At 47.0% G+C, this 16,445-nt stretch carries 15 protein-coding genes; 4 read left to right on the top strand and 11 right to left on the bottom strand.

The features are described 5' to 3' along the window. Positions 1-65 precede the first annotated feature (65 nt). Genes QJS83_RS16450 through QJS83_RS16440 form a run of 3 tightly spaced genes read right to left on the bottom strand, consistent with a single transcriptional unit; the run spans position 66 to position 3,565 of the window. On the bottom strand, positions 66-1,364 hold the full coding sequence (locus QJS83_RS16450) for an adenylosuccinate synthase (protein ID WP_284606484.1): 1,299 nt from the start codon (positions 1,362-1,364) through the stop codon (positions 66-68). Between the two features lie 51 nt (positions 1,365-1,415). After that, positions 1,416-2,402, bottom strand: coding sequence for a D-2-hydroxyacid dehydrogenase (locus QJS83_RS16445; RefSeq protein ID WP_284606482.1), 987 nt, complete (start codon positions 2,400-2,402; stop codon positions 1,416-1,418). After that, positions 2,399-3,565: a pyridoxal-phosphate-dependent aminotransferase family protein gene (locus tag QJS83_RS16440; protein WP_284606480.1), complete on the bottom strand. Its 1,167-nt coding sequence runs from the start codon at positions 3,563-3,565 to the stop codon at positions 2,399-2,401. Before QJS83_RS16440 ends, QJS83_RS16445 begins: the two co-directional genes overlap by 4 nt. A gap of 44 nt (positions 3,566-3,609) precedes the next feature. Between QJS83_RS16440 and QJS83_RS16435 the strand changes: the two genes are divergently transcribed. From QJS83_RS16435 to QJS83_RS16425, 3 genes are read left to right on the top strand one after another with little or no spacing between them, the layout of a single operon-like run. After that, positions 3,610-4,197: an LptE family protein gene (locus QJS83_RS16435; RefSeq protein ID WP_284606479.1), complete on the top strand. Its 588-nt coding sequence runs from the start codon at positions 3,610-3,612 to the stop codon at positions 4,195-4,197. A gap of 18 nt (positions 4,198-4,215) precedes the next feature. Continuing rightward, complete coding sequence (holA, locus tag QJS83_RS16430) at positions 4,216-5,229, top strand: DNA polymerase III subunit delta (RefSeq protein WP_284606477.1); 1,014 nt, start codon at positions 4,216-4,218, stop codon at positions 5,227-5,229. Between the two features lie 36 nt (positions 5,230-5,265). Then, positions 5,266-5,622, top strand: coding sequence for a PilZ domain-containing protein (locus QJS83_RS16425; RefSeq protein ID WP_284606475.1), 357 nt, complete (start codon positions 5,266-5,268; stop codon positions 5,620-5,622). A 5-nt stretch (positions 5,623-5,627) separates the two neighbouring features. Here the strand turns inward: QJS83_RS16425 and rpsT are convergent, their stop codons facing one another. Beyond that, a complete protein-coding gene (rpsT, locus tag QJS83_RS16420) occupies positions 5,628-5,891 on the bottom strand; it encodes a 30S ribosomal protein S20 (RefSeq protein ID WP_284606473.1) in 264 nt (87 codons plus the stop codon). Between the two features lie 118 nt (positions 5,892-6,009). On the opposite strand from rpsT, the gene murJ reads away from it, so the two are divergent. Continuing rightward, entirely contained in the window at positions 6,010-7,521 is a 1,512-nt protein-coding gene (gene murJ, locus QJS83_RS16415; protein ID WP_284606472.1) for a murein biosynthesis integral membrane protein MurJ, read from the top strand. Here murJ and QJS83_RS16410 read toward each other — a convergent pair. From QJS83_RS16410 to QJS83_RS16380, 7 genes are all read right to left on the bottom strand, one after another. Continuing rightward, positions 7,493-9,127 carry a methyl-accepting chemotaxis protein gene (locus QJS83_RS16410; RefSeq protein ID WP_284606470.1) on the bottom strand — a complete coding sequence of 545 codons (1,635 nt, stop codon included), beginning with the start codon at positions 9,125-9,127 and terminating at the stop codon, positions 7,493-7,495. The two genes, murJ and QJS83_RS16410, sit on opposite strands and share 29 nt — an antisense overlap. Before the next feature lie 165 nt (positions 9,128-9,292). Beyond that, positions 9,293-10,936 (bottom strand): HAMP domain-containing methyl-accepting chemotaxis protein, encoded by a 1,644-nt coding sequence (locus QJS83_RS16405; protein WP_284606469.1) that lies wholly within the window; start codon positions 10,934-10,936, stop codon positions 9,293-9,295. 181 nt (positions 10,937-11,117) lie between these two features. Beyond that, the gene (locus QJS83_RS16400) at positions 11,118-11,771 is read right to left on the bottom strand and encodes a hypothetical protein (protein WP_284606468.1); all 654 of its coding nucleotides are present in this window, start codon (positions 11,769-11,771) and stop codon (positions 11,118-11,120) included. Positions 11,772-11,785: 14 nt separating this feature from the next. Further along, positions 11,786-13,906 carry a tetratricopeptide repeat protein gene (locus QJS83_RS16395; protein ID WP_284606466.1) on the bottom strand — a complete coding sequence of 707 codons (2,121 nt, stop codon included), beginning with the start codon at positions 13,904-13,906 and terminating at the stop codon, positions 11,786-11,788. A 23-nt stretch (positions 13,907-13,929) separates the two neighbouring features. After that, complete coding sequence (locus tag QJS83_RS16390; RefSeq protein WP_284606464.1) at positions 13,930-14,673, bottom strand: outer membrane beta-barrel domain-containing protein; 744 nt, start codon at positions 14,671-14,673, stop codon at positions 13,930-13,932. A gap of 15 nt (positions 14,674-14,688) precedes the next feature. Further along, positions 14,689-16,158 carry an AgmX/PglI C-terminal domain-containing protein gene (locus QJS83_RS16385; protein ID WP_284606463.1) on the bottom strand — a complete coding sequence of 490 codons (1,470 nt, stop codon included), beginning with the start codon at positions 16,156-16,158 and terminating at the stop codon, positions 14,689-14,691. Between the two features lie 29 nt (positions 16,159-16,187). Beyond that, positions 16,188-16,436: a hypothetical protein gene (locus QJS83_RS16380; RefSeq protein WP_284606461.1), complete on the bottom strand. Its 249-nt coding sequence runs from the start codon at positions 16,434-16,436 to the stop codon at positions 16,188-16,190. Between the last annotated feature and the right edge of the window lie 9 nt (positions 16,437-16,445).

Raw genomic sequence — 16,445 nt, 5'->3', positions numbered from 1 at the left:
TTTTGAGGTTTTCGAGGCTTTGCTTAAGCTGTGTGCAAAGCCTCGAAGAAAGAGCGTAACTGTGCTTAATTATTGAACAAAGGTTTGACCCACAATGTCTGTTCGCGGCCCGGGCCGACAGAAATTACGTCAATCGGTGTACCCAGTTGTGAGCCAAGATAATCGATGTAGTTTGTTGTTGGGCGTGGAAGATCAGAAAGTGTTTTTACTTTCGTCAAATCTTGAGTCCAACCAGGAATCCACTCGATCACAGGTTCTACTTTTTCCAACTCATACGGAGATGTCGGAAGTTCTGTGATGATTTCGCCATTGAGCTTATACGCTGTACAAACACCAATGCGATCGTGACCTGTGAGAACATCCAATTTCATCATTGCCAAGTTCGTGATGCCATTCACGCGAATCGCGTATTTCAAAGCGACCAAGTCCAACCAACCACAGCGACGTGCACGCCCTGTTGTCGAGCCGAATTCGTGACCGTCTGCTTGGATCTTCTTGCCGATTTCGTCGTGCAATTCCGTTGGGAAGGGGCCGCTTCCTACACGTGTCGTGTAGGCTTTGAAAACGCCGATGACTTTTTGAATGTTCATCGGGCCAATACCTGCACTTGCACACGCATTAGCGGACAATGTTGAAGAGCTTGTCACGAATGGATACGTGCCGTGCATGATGTCCAACATCGTGCCTTGCGCGCCTTCAAACAAAACGCGTTTTCCGGATTTCAAAGATTTACTAATGAACAGTGAAGAATCTTTTGTTCTGTACGGAGCCAACTCTTCGGCGACCTTTGCAAGATCCGCCATGATGTCATCAAGCTTGAAACCGTTTGTTTTGTAGTAGTTTTCAAGCATGAAGTTTTTCTCGCGCAAAGCGAGTTCGATTTTTGCTCTCAACGTGTTTTTGTCAAAGATATCTCCGAACAAAACAGCGCGGCGGGAAGCGCGGTCTTCGTAAGCCGGGCCAATGCCTTTGCCTGTTGTGCCGATTTTACCGTCGCTCAAAGAAGCTTCGCGAGCGGCGTCCAAAGCTTTGTGATACGGAAGAATGATTGTCGCCGTATCCGAGATCATCAATTGTTTTGGATTTTGCAAAAGACCAGAGTCTTTCAATTTTTTGATTTCATCGCGAATGCCAAAAACGTCGATCACCACGCCCGGAGCAATCACGCACGTCGTATCAGGACGCAAGATACCGCTCGGAACTAAATGAAGAATTGTTTTTTGACCGTTAACAACCAAGGTGTGACCGGCATTGGCGCCGCCTTGGTATCTGACAACCATGTCCGCTTTTTCAGAGAACACGTCAATGAGTTTACCTTTACCCTCATCGCCCCATTGGGCTCCGACAACAACAATACCAGCCATGAAGAACCTCTCCCCCGAAAATGTCTCTCAAGAGGGGAGGCGAGGCAAGATTTATTCGCCTTTAAATGGAGCCGCTCCATACCAAGGCGCTCTTGGCGGGAGGGTGTCAGAAGTGGAGCCATCGACAAAGAACGCCATAAGCTTATTAGCCGCGATCTGGGACGCTTTAAAGAACGCATCTTCCGTATTTGCTCCAATATGGGGAGTCAAAACAACATTCGGATAAGTAAGAAGCTTGGAGTTTCTTCCCAGAGGTTCTTTTTCAAAAACGTCCAAACCGACCGAGCGCAGCCAACCGTTTTCAATGGCTTCGCACAAATCGTTCTCGTTGATGATCGAACCGCGAGAAGTATTCACAAGAATGATTCCGCGGTGAATGTATTCAAAATGCGAGCGGTTGAGCATATGCTCTGTTTCCAAAGTTTTTGGCACATGGAAGCTTAAAATATCAGCGGTCTTTAGAACCTCTTCGTAACTTAAGCGGGGAATGCGCAAGCGTTCAAAAACTTCGTCTTCCTGATAGGGGTCAAAAGCCACGACATTCATGCCGAAAGCCTGCGCGATTTCGGCGACACGCGAGCCAATACGGCCAAGGCCGATCAAACCATAAGTGCGACCGCTCAATTCAATACCCGTGATCAAATCGCGTTTCCATTCGCCCGATTTCACCATCTTGTGGCCTTGAAAAATATTATTTACGCAGCTTAAAACCAGGCCCCACGTCAATTGCGCCGCAGATTCAATATTCGCTGTCGGCGTGTGCATCACAGTCACGCCCCATTTTTGGGTCGCTTCGAGATCAATATGATCAAAGCCGCTTGTGCACGTGATAATAAGCTGTAACTGACGGGCTTTTTTCAAAAGCTCTTCGTCGATTTTCGTGCGGCTGCGAATGAGCAATGCATTGGCGCTCACCAAATGTTCCAAAGGCAGATGGTGCGGATGATCCGCGCGTACGATTTCAAAATGGCTGTGCTGTTGCAAGTACAGATAGCTGTCTTGAGCAAAACGATCCGTGACTAAAATTTTCTTTTTCATGGATTTTGCTCCAACCAGTTTTTAGCTTCCATAGAGATATTCGAAATATGTTCCAAAGTGATCGAGTCCGGATCGAAGTGGCGCAGAGTATACCCTAAGCAGTCAATCAAACGCAGCATCTCGGCATCGCGGATGTACCCCATGTGGCCCACGCGAATCACTTTGCCTTTGAGTTGATCTTGCCCACCCATGATCGTGATGTTGTGAACTTGCTCTAAATGCAGACGGATTTTTTGGCCATCCAAGTGCGCTGGCACCCGCAGCGCGGTCACAGAATCACTCGGAGATTTTGCAAATAACGTGAAGCCCAGCATTTGCCCAAAGCGGCGCGTGAGCTCGGCGCGACGGTGGATCTCGTGAAACAGTTGTTCTAAACCTTGTGCTGCGATCATATTCAAAACAACATCCAATGCGCGAATCAAGGCCACGTTCGAAGAGTAATAAGTTTCTCCTCCCGAGTTGGCTTTTTTCTCGCGACGGATGTCATAGTAAAAACGCGGGCACGTCGCCTTGTCGATAATCTTCCAGGCTTTTTGTGAAAAAGAAATAAACGCCATGCCTGTTGGAAGCATGAAGGCTTTTTGCGAACCAGCAACCAATCCGTCAATGTTCCAAGCATCCATCGGCAAAGGATAAGCGCCCAAAGCTGTGATCGCATCAACGAGAAATAAAGTCTCTGGATAATTTTTAATCAAAGCACCGAGTTGTTCGATAGGATGAGCCACGGCCGTAGACGTTTCGCACGCCTGACAAAGAACCGCGCGCGTGTCAGGATTTTTCTTAAGAAGTTCTTCGACGTCAGAAACTTTGACGGTCTCGCCCCAAGGAACGTCGATGATCGTCACCTGGGCGCCGTAAACTTTCGCCATCTCGGCCCAGCGCTCACCGAATTTGCCCGAAACGATAGCAATAATTTTATCGCCCGGAGACAAAATATTGACGAGAAGAGCTTCCATTCCTCCTGAACCTGTCGCCGTCAGAAGAAAAACGTCTTCTTGCGTTTGAAAAACACTTTTGATGTTGGTCAAAACACGCTTAAAAATTTTATCGAATTCCGGAGTGCGATGATGAATCATCGGCAGTGCCAATGCTTTGCGCACCTCAGGGTGGAGGTTCACGGGGCCCGGCGCTAACAAACTGTAATCATCATTGTGCGAGGTCATTTTTCTTCCTTGATATCTATACAATTTTATACTCAACTGGGGTTGTGGACGCAATCTTTAAAGGCCTTCTCATTTCGCTGGTTTTCGTCTCTGGACTGACTCTTCAGGGATGTGCCTATACCTTTGGTGTTGCAAATCGCAGCATTCCTGGCGGCTACAAGCAAATCTCAGTTCCTGTTTTCAAAAATAAAACTTTGGAGCCGGGGATTGAAGTCGGATTCACGAACGCGCTGATTCAGGAGTTTCAACGCTCGCGTATTGCGCGTGTCGTGGACAATTCTCTTTCTGAAGTGGCAGTGATCGGGCAGATCGACTCTGTGACGTATTTGCCGGGCGCAAAGCGTGTCGCGGGGGATGGTTCCTCCCCTTATCTTCCTAATGGAACAGTGATTGCGTCGGAATATCGTATTCTTTTGACCGTAACTGTAAACGTGGTTCGTCAAGCTGACGGAACTGTTCTATGGAGTGGCTCATTCAGTGGTGAGCGTACTTATGCAGCACCTCAAGTGACGCAAGCTGGTATTAACTCCGTAAATCCTCTTTACAATCTTTCTGCGCGAAGGCAGAACATTGACGTCATGGCGAACGACATTATGATCGAGGCCCATGATCGTATTACAGAGAATTTCTAACAAGGTTTAAGCAGCAGAATGGCACTCATCGACGCGCAAAAATTCTACCGTGATCTTGAAAAAGGTCAGTTAGCGCCGTTGTACTTCCTTTTCGGGGAAGAGCCTTACTTGCTCAACCAATCCGTTGAAAGATTTAAATACGCTGTTTTGACCGAAGGCGCTGTGGATTTTAACTACAGTCTTTTCTATGCAAGTGACGCCGATATCACGGTCGTTCGCGATGCGGTAGAGACGTTGCCGATGATGGCGGCTCGTCGTCTGATTATTCTTAAAGAGGCGCAAGAACTCACAGACAAAGAATGGGCCGAGTTGGAAACTCTTTTTGAGTCGCCTGTCGACAGTTCTGTTTTTGTGATTCTCGCTTCGCGCGTGGATAAACGTAAGAAACAAATCCGCATGCTCTTGGATAAAGCCGAGTGTGTGGAGTTTAAAAAGCCTTACGAAAATCAGATTCCTTCGTGGATCAACTACATCGCGCAGTCTTTGGGGCTGACGATCAGCAACGATGCCATTCACTTGTTGCATAAGCTTGTGGGACATCATCTGACCGAAATCGAAGCGGAATTAAAAAAGCTCGGCGATTTCGTCGGCGGCAATCGCCGTATCGAGATGGCGGACGTGGCACAAGCCGTGTCGCGCTCGAAAGAAGAAAACGTTTTCGACTTCACGAAAGCCATTGGTGAAAACGACCGTGTCAAAGCGCTGGAGCATCTGGTGCATCTTTTGGATCAAGGGCAGAACGAGATCGGTATTGTTTCCCTCGTAGCTCGTCACGTGCGTATTTTGCTGACTCTCAAGCGTGGTATGGATGAAGGCTTGCATGGCGCGAAGCTCGCTCACTATGCACAGATCCCGCCGTACTTCCTGGAAAGTTATATCGATCAGGCCCGTCTCTGGACCGCAAAGAAGCTGGAACAAACGCTGGTGGTTCTTTGTGAGACAGACAAAGCCTTAAAGTCTTCACCATTGTCCAGTCACATCTGGCTTGAGAACATGGTTCTTAAGACCTGCGGCACACAGCTCGCGCACTAATACAGTTTTCCCTGCAAAATTCCGATAAGTTCTTTGATGAGCAAGGCTTACGAAGATAAAGGTTATTTCCGTCGTCAGTATCCGCGTCGCGCGATGAAACGCAAAATCGGTGTCCTTTGTGATGGCACTTATTTTATGTGTGAATCGGGTGAGATCGGGGAAGGCGGTATGTCCATTTCCACAGAATATGTTCTGACGGAAGGGCATGAGCTTGTCGTGAGCTTTCAAGTTCCCGGTGGAGACTTTGTCTTCTTACGGGGAATCGTGCGTTCAACGCAAAAAAAAGAGGGTGACAGAGTCACCCATGGTCTTAGCTTTAATTCGATCGAATTCGCTATCAAAAGACAAATTCGCGCGTTTGTATCCGCGCGAACTGAATCCGAACTTATTTAAACCGACTACTTAGTAGCTGAAACGCGTGTAGAAAGACGGCTGATTTTGCGAGAAGCCGTTTCTTTTTTGATAACGCCAGATTTAGTAGCTTTCATTACTGCAGAAGTGAACTTCTTCAACAACTCAGGAAGAGCTTTTACATCTTTAGCTTGGATTGCTTTAACCAAGTTTTTTTCAACAGTTTTTACAGTGCTCTTACGAGCGTTGTTAACAGCAGTTTTGCGAACAGCTTGACGAGCTCTTTTTGCTGCAGACTTATGATTTGCCAAGGGATAACCTCCACAGTAATCTTCTTTTTAAACGAACCAAAGGGATTAACATAGGGTGTCTCAGGAAGCAAGCGGATTAAAAGAAGAACGCAAAAAGGTCCTCAAAAGGGCTTTTTTTATGGCCTCTGGGACCTTAACGAGCCGCATCTTGGGGCTTTTGCGGGACATGGCGCTGGGGGCTCTCTTTGAAAGAAGCATTACCGATGCGTGGACCGCGGCTTTCCGTCTTCCTAATCTCTTCCGCCGTCTTTTCGGGGAAGGCTCCCTGTCTGTGAGTTTTATTCCAGTTTTTATGGAAGCCCGAGCCGAAGACCTTCACGGTCCTCGCGCGCAAAACCTCATGAATGCGCTTTATACTTTGCTGCTGATCTTTCTGGGGACGCTGACTCTTCTGGGGATCGTGTTTACGGAGGACATCCTTCGTCTTCTTTTAGCCTCTGATTACAGCTTGGATCTTACGAAGTGGGAACTCACGGTGCGCATGGCGCGTATCATGTTCGGCTTTATTTTCTTTGTCTGTTCATATGCGTACTTCATGGCGATTTTAAATTCTTTGGGGAGTTTCGGGCTTCCGGCTTTAGCTCCGGCACTTCTGAATGTCGCGATGTTGATTTTTACATTTATGCCGCCGTCGTGGTTTCCGCAAATCGGGGATGGACTGGCGTGGGGAGTGCTTGTCGGCGGCGCTTTGCAGGCTCTGCTGCTTTGGATCGCACTGCGCAGCCGCGGTTATTTGCCACACTTTCGTTTGCACAACATCTTCACCGAGGACACGAAAAAAGTTCTGCGCAATATGCTGCCTGGGTTGATCGGCATGGGGCTTTTGCAGTTTTCAACCTTGGTGAATTTGTATTTTGCGAGTTCCTTGGCAGAGGGCTCCATCTCGTACATCTATTGGGCCGATCGTCTTTTAGAGCTGCCGCTTTCTTTAATTTCCGTCAGTTTAGGAGCGGCGTTGCTACCGACACTCAGTGAGTACGTCGCGCAAAAAAATCAGGTGCAGTTTCAGCAAACAGCGCAAGAGAGCTTTCTAATGAATCTGTTCCTGGCTCTGCCGGCGGCGGTCGGATTGTTTGTGCTAGCGGAGCCGATCATTGAAGTCCTGTTCTTGCGCGGTCGCTTCACAGTCACCGACGTCGCGGCGACAAGTGGTGTTCTTAAAATCTATGCCTTAAGCTTGCTGATGATTTCGTGCAGTCGCGTTTTAATGCCGCTTTACTATGCGATCAAGAACACGTGGTTTCCCGCCGTGGTCTCGGGTTTGTGTCTGAGTGTGCATATTCTTTTGGCGCCGCTTTTAATGGCGCACTCCGGATTAAACGGTTTGATTCTGTCGGGAATGATCGGCGCTTTTTTAAATGCGGTTATTTTGTTGGCAGGCCTTCGTGTGTGGAACTTGCAGTTTCAGTGGGGGAGGGTAGGAAAATCCCTTGGAAAAATTCTCGTTGCGTGTGCCGCTTTGGCGGTGAGTCTGCAAAGTTATTCGCTGTTGATGGCTCTAACAGGAAGAGGGCTGCAAGTGCTAGCCCTCTTCGTCACGATTTTTATCGCTGTGCTCGTATATTTTGCTTTCGCTGCGATACTTAGCTGCGAACAAGTTTCTAGAATCCGTCCGTCGTCCCGACCTTAGAGCGAGAATCTTCATCAAACGGGATCATGTCCGAAGCTTTTGACACCTTCATCGTTTCTTTGGACTGTTTGAATTGCACAACATTGGATTTTTTTGGTGCCGCGAACTTTTTAGTCGCAGTCGCTGTGGAAGCAGAAGGCGCTTCCACGTGCGGGTTCCCACCAAGAATCAATGTGTTTAGTTCCACAGTTAGATTCTGATTCGTGGCTGCAAGATTGTTGATCTCGCCACTTGTCGCTGCGATTTCTTCAGCAGAAGCTGCATTGGATTGTGATGCTTGATCCAATTGATTCATTGCTTTGCTGATTTGCTGGATGCCTGTTGTTTGTTCCGCGCTGGCGGCTGCGATCTCGTTGTTTAAGTCAGAAACCTTTTTGATCGACGTCACAATGTTTGTAAGAACAGCACCGCTCTGATCGGCAATGTCACTGCCTCTTTCAATCTGTGATACCGAGTCTTTGATAAGACTTGAAATGTCTTTCGCTGAAGCGGCACTTCTTTGTGCCAAAGAGCGAACGGCTTCTGCAACAACCGCGAAACCTTTACCTTGCTCACCGGCACGAGCCGCTTCCACCGCCGCATTCAAAGCCAGCAAGTTTGTTTGGAAAGCGATATCGTCGATCACGTGGATGATCTCTTCAATCTTTTTAGAAGACTGGGAAATCTCTGTCATAGATTGAATCAGACTTTGAATTTCTTTTTCACCGTGTTCTGCGGAATCTCGCGAAGAAGCAGAAAGAGCGGCCGCTTGTTTTGCGTTGTCAGAGTTCATTTGTACCATGGAACTCATCTCTTCCAGCGCCGCGACCGTTTCTTCAAGTGAAGCTGCCGCTTCCGTTGATGATTGCGACAAAGAATTTCCGGCTTCGTTCAATTGTTCAACCGCAGAAGCAACTTGGCCGCCAGCGACTGTTAAACGACCCGCAATCGAGCTCACTGAATTTGAGATGCGTGCTGCGACCCAAAGAAGAACTCCGAAAATCGCAAACGCTGATGCAAGAGTGATCATAATGAGCATATTGAAAACATAGGAACGAGTTTCTTTCGCCTCGACAGCATCGTGTTTCGCATGATCGGAATAGAGTTTGTCTACCGCGCGGTTGAAGTCACGAACGACGGCATTTTGTTCAAGAAACTTTGTGTTAAGAAGATGCTTAGCTTCAGCAATTTTTTGTGGGTCTTTTGTTTCGATAAGTCTGACAATCTCTTCCATTGTTTTAATAAGAAGGGGAACAGTGTCTTTCGCCTTATCGTGGATTTCGGCTTCCCCTGGAGCGAAACGGGCATTCACATAGCTCGTATAGTTTGTCGAAAACTCTTCGATGCCTTCTCTTGCACTCTTCAGTTTCTTTGTTAGATTTTCGGGATCATTGATGACGTCAAAAGCGTTCCATGTTTGATAACCGAACTTGTTGCGCGACTGGCGCATCTCGCCGAGATACATAAGATTGGGAATAATAAGGCTATGCGCATCTTCCAAGATCAAATTTGTTCGATCCAGACCCCGCAAAGCCACAACGAAAATGATACCGAAACCTATCATCGGCAAGAATGCCGCGAAGAGAAGTTTCCCTTTAATTCCTTTGAACCAACCTGCTAAATTCATATGCGCTCCTAATCTTGTTTGAAAATTTACAGAGAATTTTTCGGAATGTTACGCAGACGATAGAGTCTAGATTTAAGGATATGAATCAAGAGGACTAAAAAAAGAAAAACCCCCGCGAAGGTCGAGGGGGTTGTAAATAAATTTTTATATGTTAACGAATTCTAATCAAAAACCGTCTGTTGTTCCGACCTTAGCGCGCTCATCCTCATCGAAGGGAATCACGTCTTGCGAATCTTTTTTCTTCGCAGTGGCCGGTTTTGTCTTAAACGGGATGACTTTATTTTTCACCGTCGGCTTTGCCGCAGGCTTGTGCGCGACCTTCGTCTTGCTTTCCATCACCTGTCCCGCAGGCAATTCGGAGGCGCCAAGAACGATCGTATTCAACTCCACCGTCAGGTTTTGTGATGTCATCGCCAGGTTGTTGATCTCGCCACTTGTCGCCGCGATTTCCTCGGCAGAGGCGGCGTTTGATTGTGCGGCCTGATCCAACTGATTCATCGCTTTGCTGATTTGCTGGATGCCTGTCGTTTGCTCCGAACTTGCCGCCGCAATTTCGGTATTCAAGTCAGAGACTTTTTTAACGGAGTTTACGATATTGCTCAGAACCGTACCGCTCTTATCAGCGATTTCACTGCCGTTCTCGATTTGTGAAACGGAGTCCTTGATAAGAGTCGTAATATCTTTCGCTGCAGCGGCACTTCTTTGCGCCAAGGCACGAACGGCCTCAGCAACCACCGCAAAACCTTTACCTTGTTCTCCGGCACGAGCGGCTTCAACCGCAGCGTTCAAAGCCAACAAGTTTGTTTGGAAAGCGATATCGTCGATGACTGATATGATCTCTTCAATTTTCTTGGAAGATTTCGAGATTTCGGTCATTGATTGAATCAAAGTTTGAATTTCACGTTCGCCGGTTTCAGCCGCGTCACGAGAAGACGCCGAAAGAGCCGCCGCTTGTTTGGCATTGTCGGAATTCATTTGCACCATCGAAGACATCTCTTCCAAAGCCGCCACAGTTTCTTCCAAAGAAGCCGCCGCTTCCGTTGAAGATTGTGACAATGAATTCCCAGCCTCGTTCAATTGTTCGACCGCCGAAGCCACTTGGTTGCCGGCGCCAGTGAGTCTCTCTGCAATCGAACCCACGGAAGCGGAAACACGTGAGGCAATCCATAAAAGAATTGCAGAAATCAAGAAACACGAAATAAGAGTGACCGTCAAAACCATGGTATTCGCTGTTTTCACGGACTCATTGGCTTCCAAGGTTTCAGCTTTTACGCGCTCATTGTAATAGTTCAATGAAGATGTCGTCGCGCCATTCATGATTACGCCGTAATCCCAAATGTTGGTCGCCAGAATGTTTTGCGCCTCATCGTAGTTGCCTTCTTCAAGAAGTTTTACGACTTTTTCCATAGAGGCGAAAAGAGGCTCTTTAATTCGCGCCATAGGAGCCCAGAGTTTTTCACCTTCGGGCGTAAACGGGAAGGACTCGTAGAACTCGATGCCTTTTTTAATTTCATCGATAGCCTCACGAGCAATTTTTAGGCGCTCTGCTTTTTTCTCGGCGTTGCCGCGGAAGTTTAAAGCTGCGTAAGCCTGATAACCAAACTTATTACGTCCTGTGCGGATCTGGCCGAGACCCTGAAGACTCGGGATGACGTCGTTGTTGGAGCTGCTAATGACCTTAGCAAGTCCGCTCATTCCCGAATGGGAAATCAACCAAACGGTTCCGAAACCAACGAGGGGCAAAGCCGCCGCGAAGAGCAGCTTCCCTTTGATTCCTTTGAACCAAGAACTTAAAGACGATGAATTCATATACATTCCTCATGCATTTTTTGTTTATTTATTTAGGAAACTAAATATTTTTGTGAAATAAATTTTCGGTTTAATTGGTCGGGACTTGAGTCTATTTTTACTAATATGAATGTAAAAAAACTCAAAAAAAAGGGCCGTCCCGGGATAGGACGACCCTGCATGGAGGAATTAGAAGAAACTCTTATTTCACTTCAGCTAAAGAGTTGTAGCTGTCGCTGATTTTCTGTTGTCTTTCGACTTCTTTACTCCAGCGTTTTACTTCACCTTGATAACCGCGTTGTTTCGCTTTCCATTCGTTCTCTTCGCTCGCAAGGGTGCGCAGCTGTTTGTTCACCTGGTCGTTTTGCTCTTTCAAGCTTGCGGCGCGGGAGCCCCAGATTTTTTTCTCTTCGGCCAATTGGTTGATCTGCAATTGATAGTCCGAGATATTCATTTCGCGTTTCTTCTGGTTTTCTTTGATCTTCGCGATCATGGCTTCAAGCTCTTGAATCTTTTGGGTCTCTTGCGCCATTTTATTTCTTTCATCGTTGATCAAGTGTTGGATTTCTTTTTCCTGACCGCCGATGCGTCCCAAGGCCTGGTTGTTTTCTTCCACTTGTTGCAGAACTTGTTTTTGTTGTCCTTCAACTTGAGATTTCGCCTTGTTCACTTCCGCGATATTGCCTTCCACCGTCTTCAGATTCTTTTCATACTCAGTGAGATTGGCTTTGGAGTTGTTCAAATTCGATTTGATGCGCTCAAGTCCTTCTTTCGCTGAATTTTGTGCGAAAGCCGTTGTGTGCAAGCTCATCAAAACACCGATAGTCAAAGTCGTCATTGCTTTAGCGAGTTTCATCTTGAAAATCCTTTCTATTGTTCAGACAAACCTGCGACATTATCTTGTTGTGCGCAGACATTTTTAAGAGAAGAGCGGTAGTGGCCCACTTCGTCTTCCCAGATTTCACCTTTGAATTTCCAGTTCAGACTTTTTTCTTTCTCAACTTTCAGTTCTGGGCGTTCTTTCGTATTTACGTCACCGCCAGCCATTTGGTAGCGGATGTGTTCGCCGGCGCCAGAGTAAAGTTCGTATTGCAGAACCTCATTCTGATCGAGAACTTTGTTCAAGCTAGCAAGCATTTCGCCAAAGCGTGATTGCAACGCTTGGGAAGCCTGGGCGCGAAGAACAGTTTTCTCTTTTTCAATACGAGCCAAGCCTTGCGCGCGCAAATTCTTAATCGAGATGCGGGCTTTCTTGGCGATATGGTATTGAATGCGGTAACTCAAAAGTTTTTTCTCGGCACTTTGCACGTTTTGCACCGCGGATTCAGAAGGGCTGTTGCCTTTAATGCCGCGTTTTGCCTCCGCCAATAGTTTATTGGCTTCATTTTGTTTCGCGATCAACTCACGCTCTTTCTTAATCAAAGTCAAAGCGATCTTGTTGAAGCGAAGAATTTCGTCCTCGTAGTTATTGATTTGTTTTTGCACGCTCATGTAAGCCGGATGACGAGCCAACTCTACGATGAAAGAGCGGGGAAGACCGTCGACCTCTTTAAGGTCTGAGTTCTTCAACCAGTTTTTCACGGTGTCGTAATAATTTACGGACTCTTTACGAGTTCGCATGTAGTCTTCGAGCTTCTTTTTCCAAGGAGCGTATTTCTTGTTCATCTCGTTGAGAACTTGCACACCGTCACCGTATTGGCACAGGTTCAAGTAACCGACGGTACGAACAACGTAAGACTCCGGAGCAAAGGCGTTTTTAAAGAAGTCTGTGTGCAAAGAGAACATGTTCCCTGCCGCACCTTCATAGTCTTCGCCCAGGATCTGTGTCCAAGCGCTTTCCACCATCGCTTGCAACCAAAGAGGATTCGACTTATCAACCTTCAAATAAGATTGGAAGGCTTCTTTATAGTCGCTCTTTTGGAACTGCATGCGCGCCAATGTCAAAGCACCGACAGAACGGATTTGCGATGTTTTATCCGCCTCTGTGACCTTCATCAAACGGTCTAAGTGAACAACGGCATCTTCCACTTTACCTTGGCGGTAGTTGAAGAGCGCATTCAACAAAAGAGCTTCCGGATAACGGGGAGACGTTTCAGAGATATAAACCAAAGCGTCTTCCATAAGTCCCAATTGGCCCTTTTCGGAATAGTGCTTCGCACGTGTCAATTGGTAGTCATCATTCTTTGTAACGTCGATTTCGTACTTAATAACAAGAGGATCGACAAAGGCGATGTCAGACACTTCCAAAACATTGATGTTTTGAACAAGGGCTTCCGTTGCTTTCTGCTGCCATTCTTTGTTTTTTGTTTCTTGCGCCACTTGGATCATGTATTGGCGGAATTCTGAATTTAGACCCAGACCTTTCGCCGTCATCGCATAGTGATAAAGCGCTTCGATTCTGTGCTCTGGATCTTCCATAAGTTCTGCGAACAAGCCCATTGCAAGTTCATAGTTCTTTTGGATCTCCAGGAAAATCAAAGCCTGCAAGAGTTTATAGTCGTTAGGTTGCATGTCATCCAGTTTTGCCAACTGTACCAAAGGATCTTGGGTTACAGGCTCTTGAACCGGATTCAAGATTTTGACGTCTGGAATTTTTTTGAAAGCTTCCGCATTCGTCAGGGACTTTGCAGGTTCCACAGTGACGTTGTAAGGCGCCACGTTGAATTGCAAAGGCAAGGGAGACGGACGTCTTTTTGCCTCTGCCACACTCACGTCACGAGAAGCGGGGAGGCGAAGAGGACTGAGCGTTGGCGCTTCAAGAATTCTCTCTTCCCCGAGATCCAGCAAAGGAATGTTTTTTACTTTAAAGACTTCGACTTTACCTTTGACGACTTTTTTCTGATAGACCTCAAAGGTTGGAACAGAACTGGATTTAACTTTCAATCCTGTCGCCGCTGGTCGCCCTGATTTTTTCACTGTCAGTGCGGGCTCAGCCAAAGCCGTGCCGCACAGAAGTGGAATCGCTAATAGTATTTTTAAAGGCTTATACATAAATCCCCCACCCATGGAGAAAATTAATGCCAGTATGTGATCCCCAATAGAAGTTGCGTGTCGTTCACCATCTTGGATCCAAGATCACGATCTGGTGCAATAGCGCTGTACTTGAAGCGGTCTTCATTCGTAAATTTATTGATGAAGTCCGCGCGGATCGCAAAATGCTCCGAGAAGAAAATTTGCTGATTGATACCGATTTGGTAGCTCATCGCGCTCTTATTCTCGTCGCCTTCCTCTTTTTTAATGATGTAGTCCGTTGTACCAACACCGATTTGGATGCCCATATCGAAATAGATGATGGCTTTGTCAACGAAGCTCATTTTTGCGTAAAGGGGAACGTACGTAACCGACAACATCTTCGAGTTTTTAAAGAAGTTGTAGTTCGGTGCGGTTCCGTTCTCGTCGATAAACTGTTTGGTATTATCGTTATCTTTCATGTCCGCGTTCGTGTAGTTAATATCCACACCCCAGCGTTCATTAAAGAAATAACCGAGTTGTGCTGATGTGATCGTGCCTGTTCCGAACGGGTCATTGATGGGTACACCACCAGCCAGGTTCAGATAGAATCTTTCCGCTTTTGTGTAACGACGATTTTGTACGACGCTAAAGTCATCGTCTTTAGCGGCCCAATATTTTTGCTCTAGTTTTTTGATGTCCAACTTGTCGCTGCCTCTTTGCTCTGTTGCCGGCTTAGTCTCAGTTCCTTGCTGTGCAAAAGCTTGCGATGCAGCCAAGATGAACATTAAAAGTGTTTTCTTCAACATGATATTACCCCCGCCTTAGTTTGTACTTTTGAATAAGAATGGATACGTCACGAGCACGCGAGTTCCCCCTTGTGGAGAAGGAAACTTCCATGCAGCAACCCTATTCAATATACATCCCTCAACGGTTGCGTTCTTAAGTGTTGTGTCCCCAATTAGTTGTTGTTCAACGGAGCCCGAGGGCCCGATGGTGAATCTTACAGCGACTTTACCGAAAAGATCGGGATTGGCGCTGAGTTGACGTTCGTAGCAATAAAGGATTTGTCCCAATTTTGATTTGATATATTGCGCGATCACTTCACGGTCCAAGCCGCCTGTGATTTCGCCTTCTTCCTCAATCAAACCAACACCGGCATTACCAGTTCCACCGGCAGCAAGACCACCCATTCCTGCAGCGCTGTTACCGCCACCTTTACCCGCAGTGGAGATGACAACACCTTTACCAGTTCCTTCGCTGCCCCAGTCACGACCGGAACGTTCCATACCACCTACAGCTGCAAGAGCACGACCCGAAGCTCCGCTACCGGCCTTTACACCGTTAGCAAAAACAACGTTGCCGCTTTTAGCTGCTTGTGCGGAAACTTTTCCGATCAATTGAGAGATACGGCCACCAGCCAAGGACTTCATCATTTTTGAAACCCTGCTTTGGCTGCCGTTGGTAGGCATTTCCACTTTTGGACCTGCCGCAGGAGCCGCTTCTTTCACAACCACTTGTTGTGGTTTTGGTGATTCTGCTTTTTTACGTTTTGGTTTGAGTTCTGTTTTAACAATAATTTTTTGCGCCACTTTCGGTGGAGCCGCCGCGACTTCAAGGTCCTGACTCTTCGGTGCGAAAATACCGACGGTCACCAAGAAGAAAGCCGCGCCAAGAACGATGAAAAGACCTTTTTTAGAATCTTCATCGACCAATTGGCTGGCCGTTAAGCGGGCCAGAGCTGCGGCGTTTTCAATTGAAACCGTACGTTGGCTGATTTCAAGATCGCCGACAGTTTGACGTTGCCACTCTTCTGAAGGCGTGCACGCAATTGTCAGCGGTGTCACGGCCATGGAAGGTTTAAATTTTTTATTCAAAGGCAGAACTTTCGTCTCTACCACTTTACCGGCTTGTTTTACGATATAGAGCTGGAATTTCTTGTGCGAATCCCGTTGCTCTTTACCGGCTTTTTCCAGGCGCAGATAAAGATCCGTTTCCTTTTCGATAGGGGAGAAGTGCAGAACGCAGTCTTCAAGCTCCACGGATTTTTCCGAATCCAGGCAGAGCGCCGGAGAAATGCCGCCGTTCGCGCTGGAATTGAGATCCATGTTGACATACCACCAGCGGTCATCACGGTACTCAAAAAGACCTTGAATACCTTTTGTGCCGGGAGCGATAGAGATCACATCCGCCAAACGGGAAGACCCGAAGGTGTGAGTTGTGTTATTCGAACGAAGCTTCCAGGTTTTTGCAGTCCCATTTTTCAAGGACTGACGTACAATCAACGTGAGCATATGACACCTCAGTCAAACTAATAAATAAATTAGTTATTCAAGTAGAGAGCGGATTCACGGATGCGGCCATCCATATCTTTTTGCACATCGTAAAGAGGCATAAACTTGATACCTCTTTTTTGCACAAGATAGGCGCCGTCAGGGTTGCGAATCGTCCCCTTAAGGTTCATCTCACCGAAATTTACTTCCTGGACTTTACGGACTGTTCTTTGTTTGGCAAAGGCAGTCGCGGCTCCCAAGAGAATGAAAGCGATCATCGCTGTGATGAAAGTTTTCACTTGTACCCT

The sequence above is a fragment of the Bdellovibrio sp. 22V genome (assembly GCF_030169785.1).
GTDB lineage: Bacteria > Bdellovibrionota > Bdellovibrionia > Bdellovibrionales > Bdellovibrionaceae > Bdellovibrio.
This window is presented reverse-complemented; position numbering and strand designations above follow the sequence as displayed.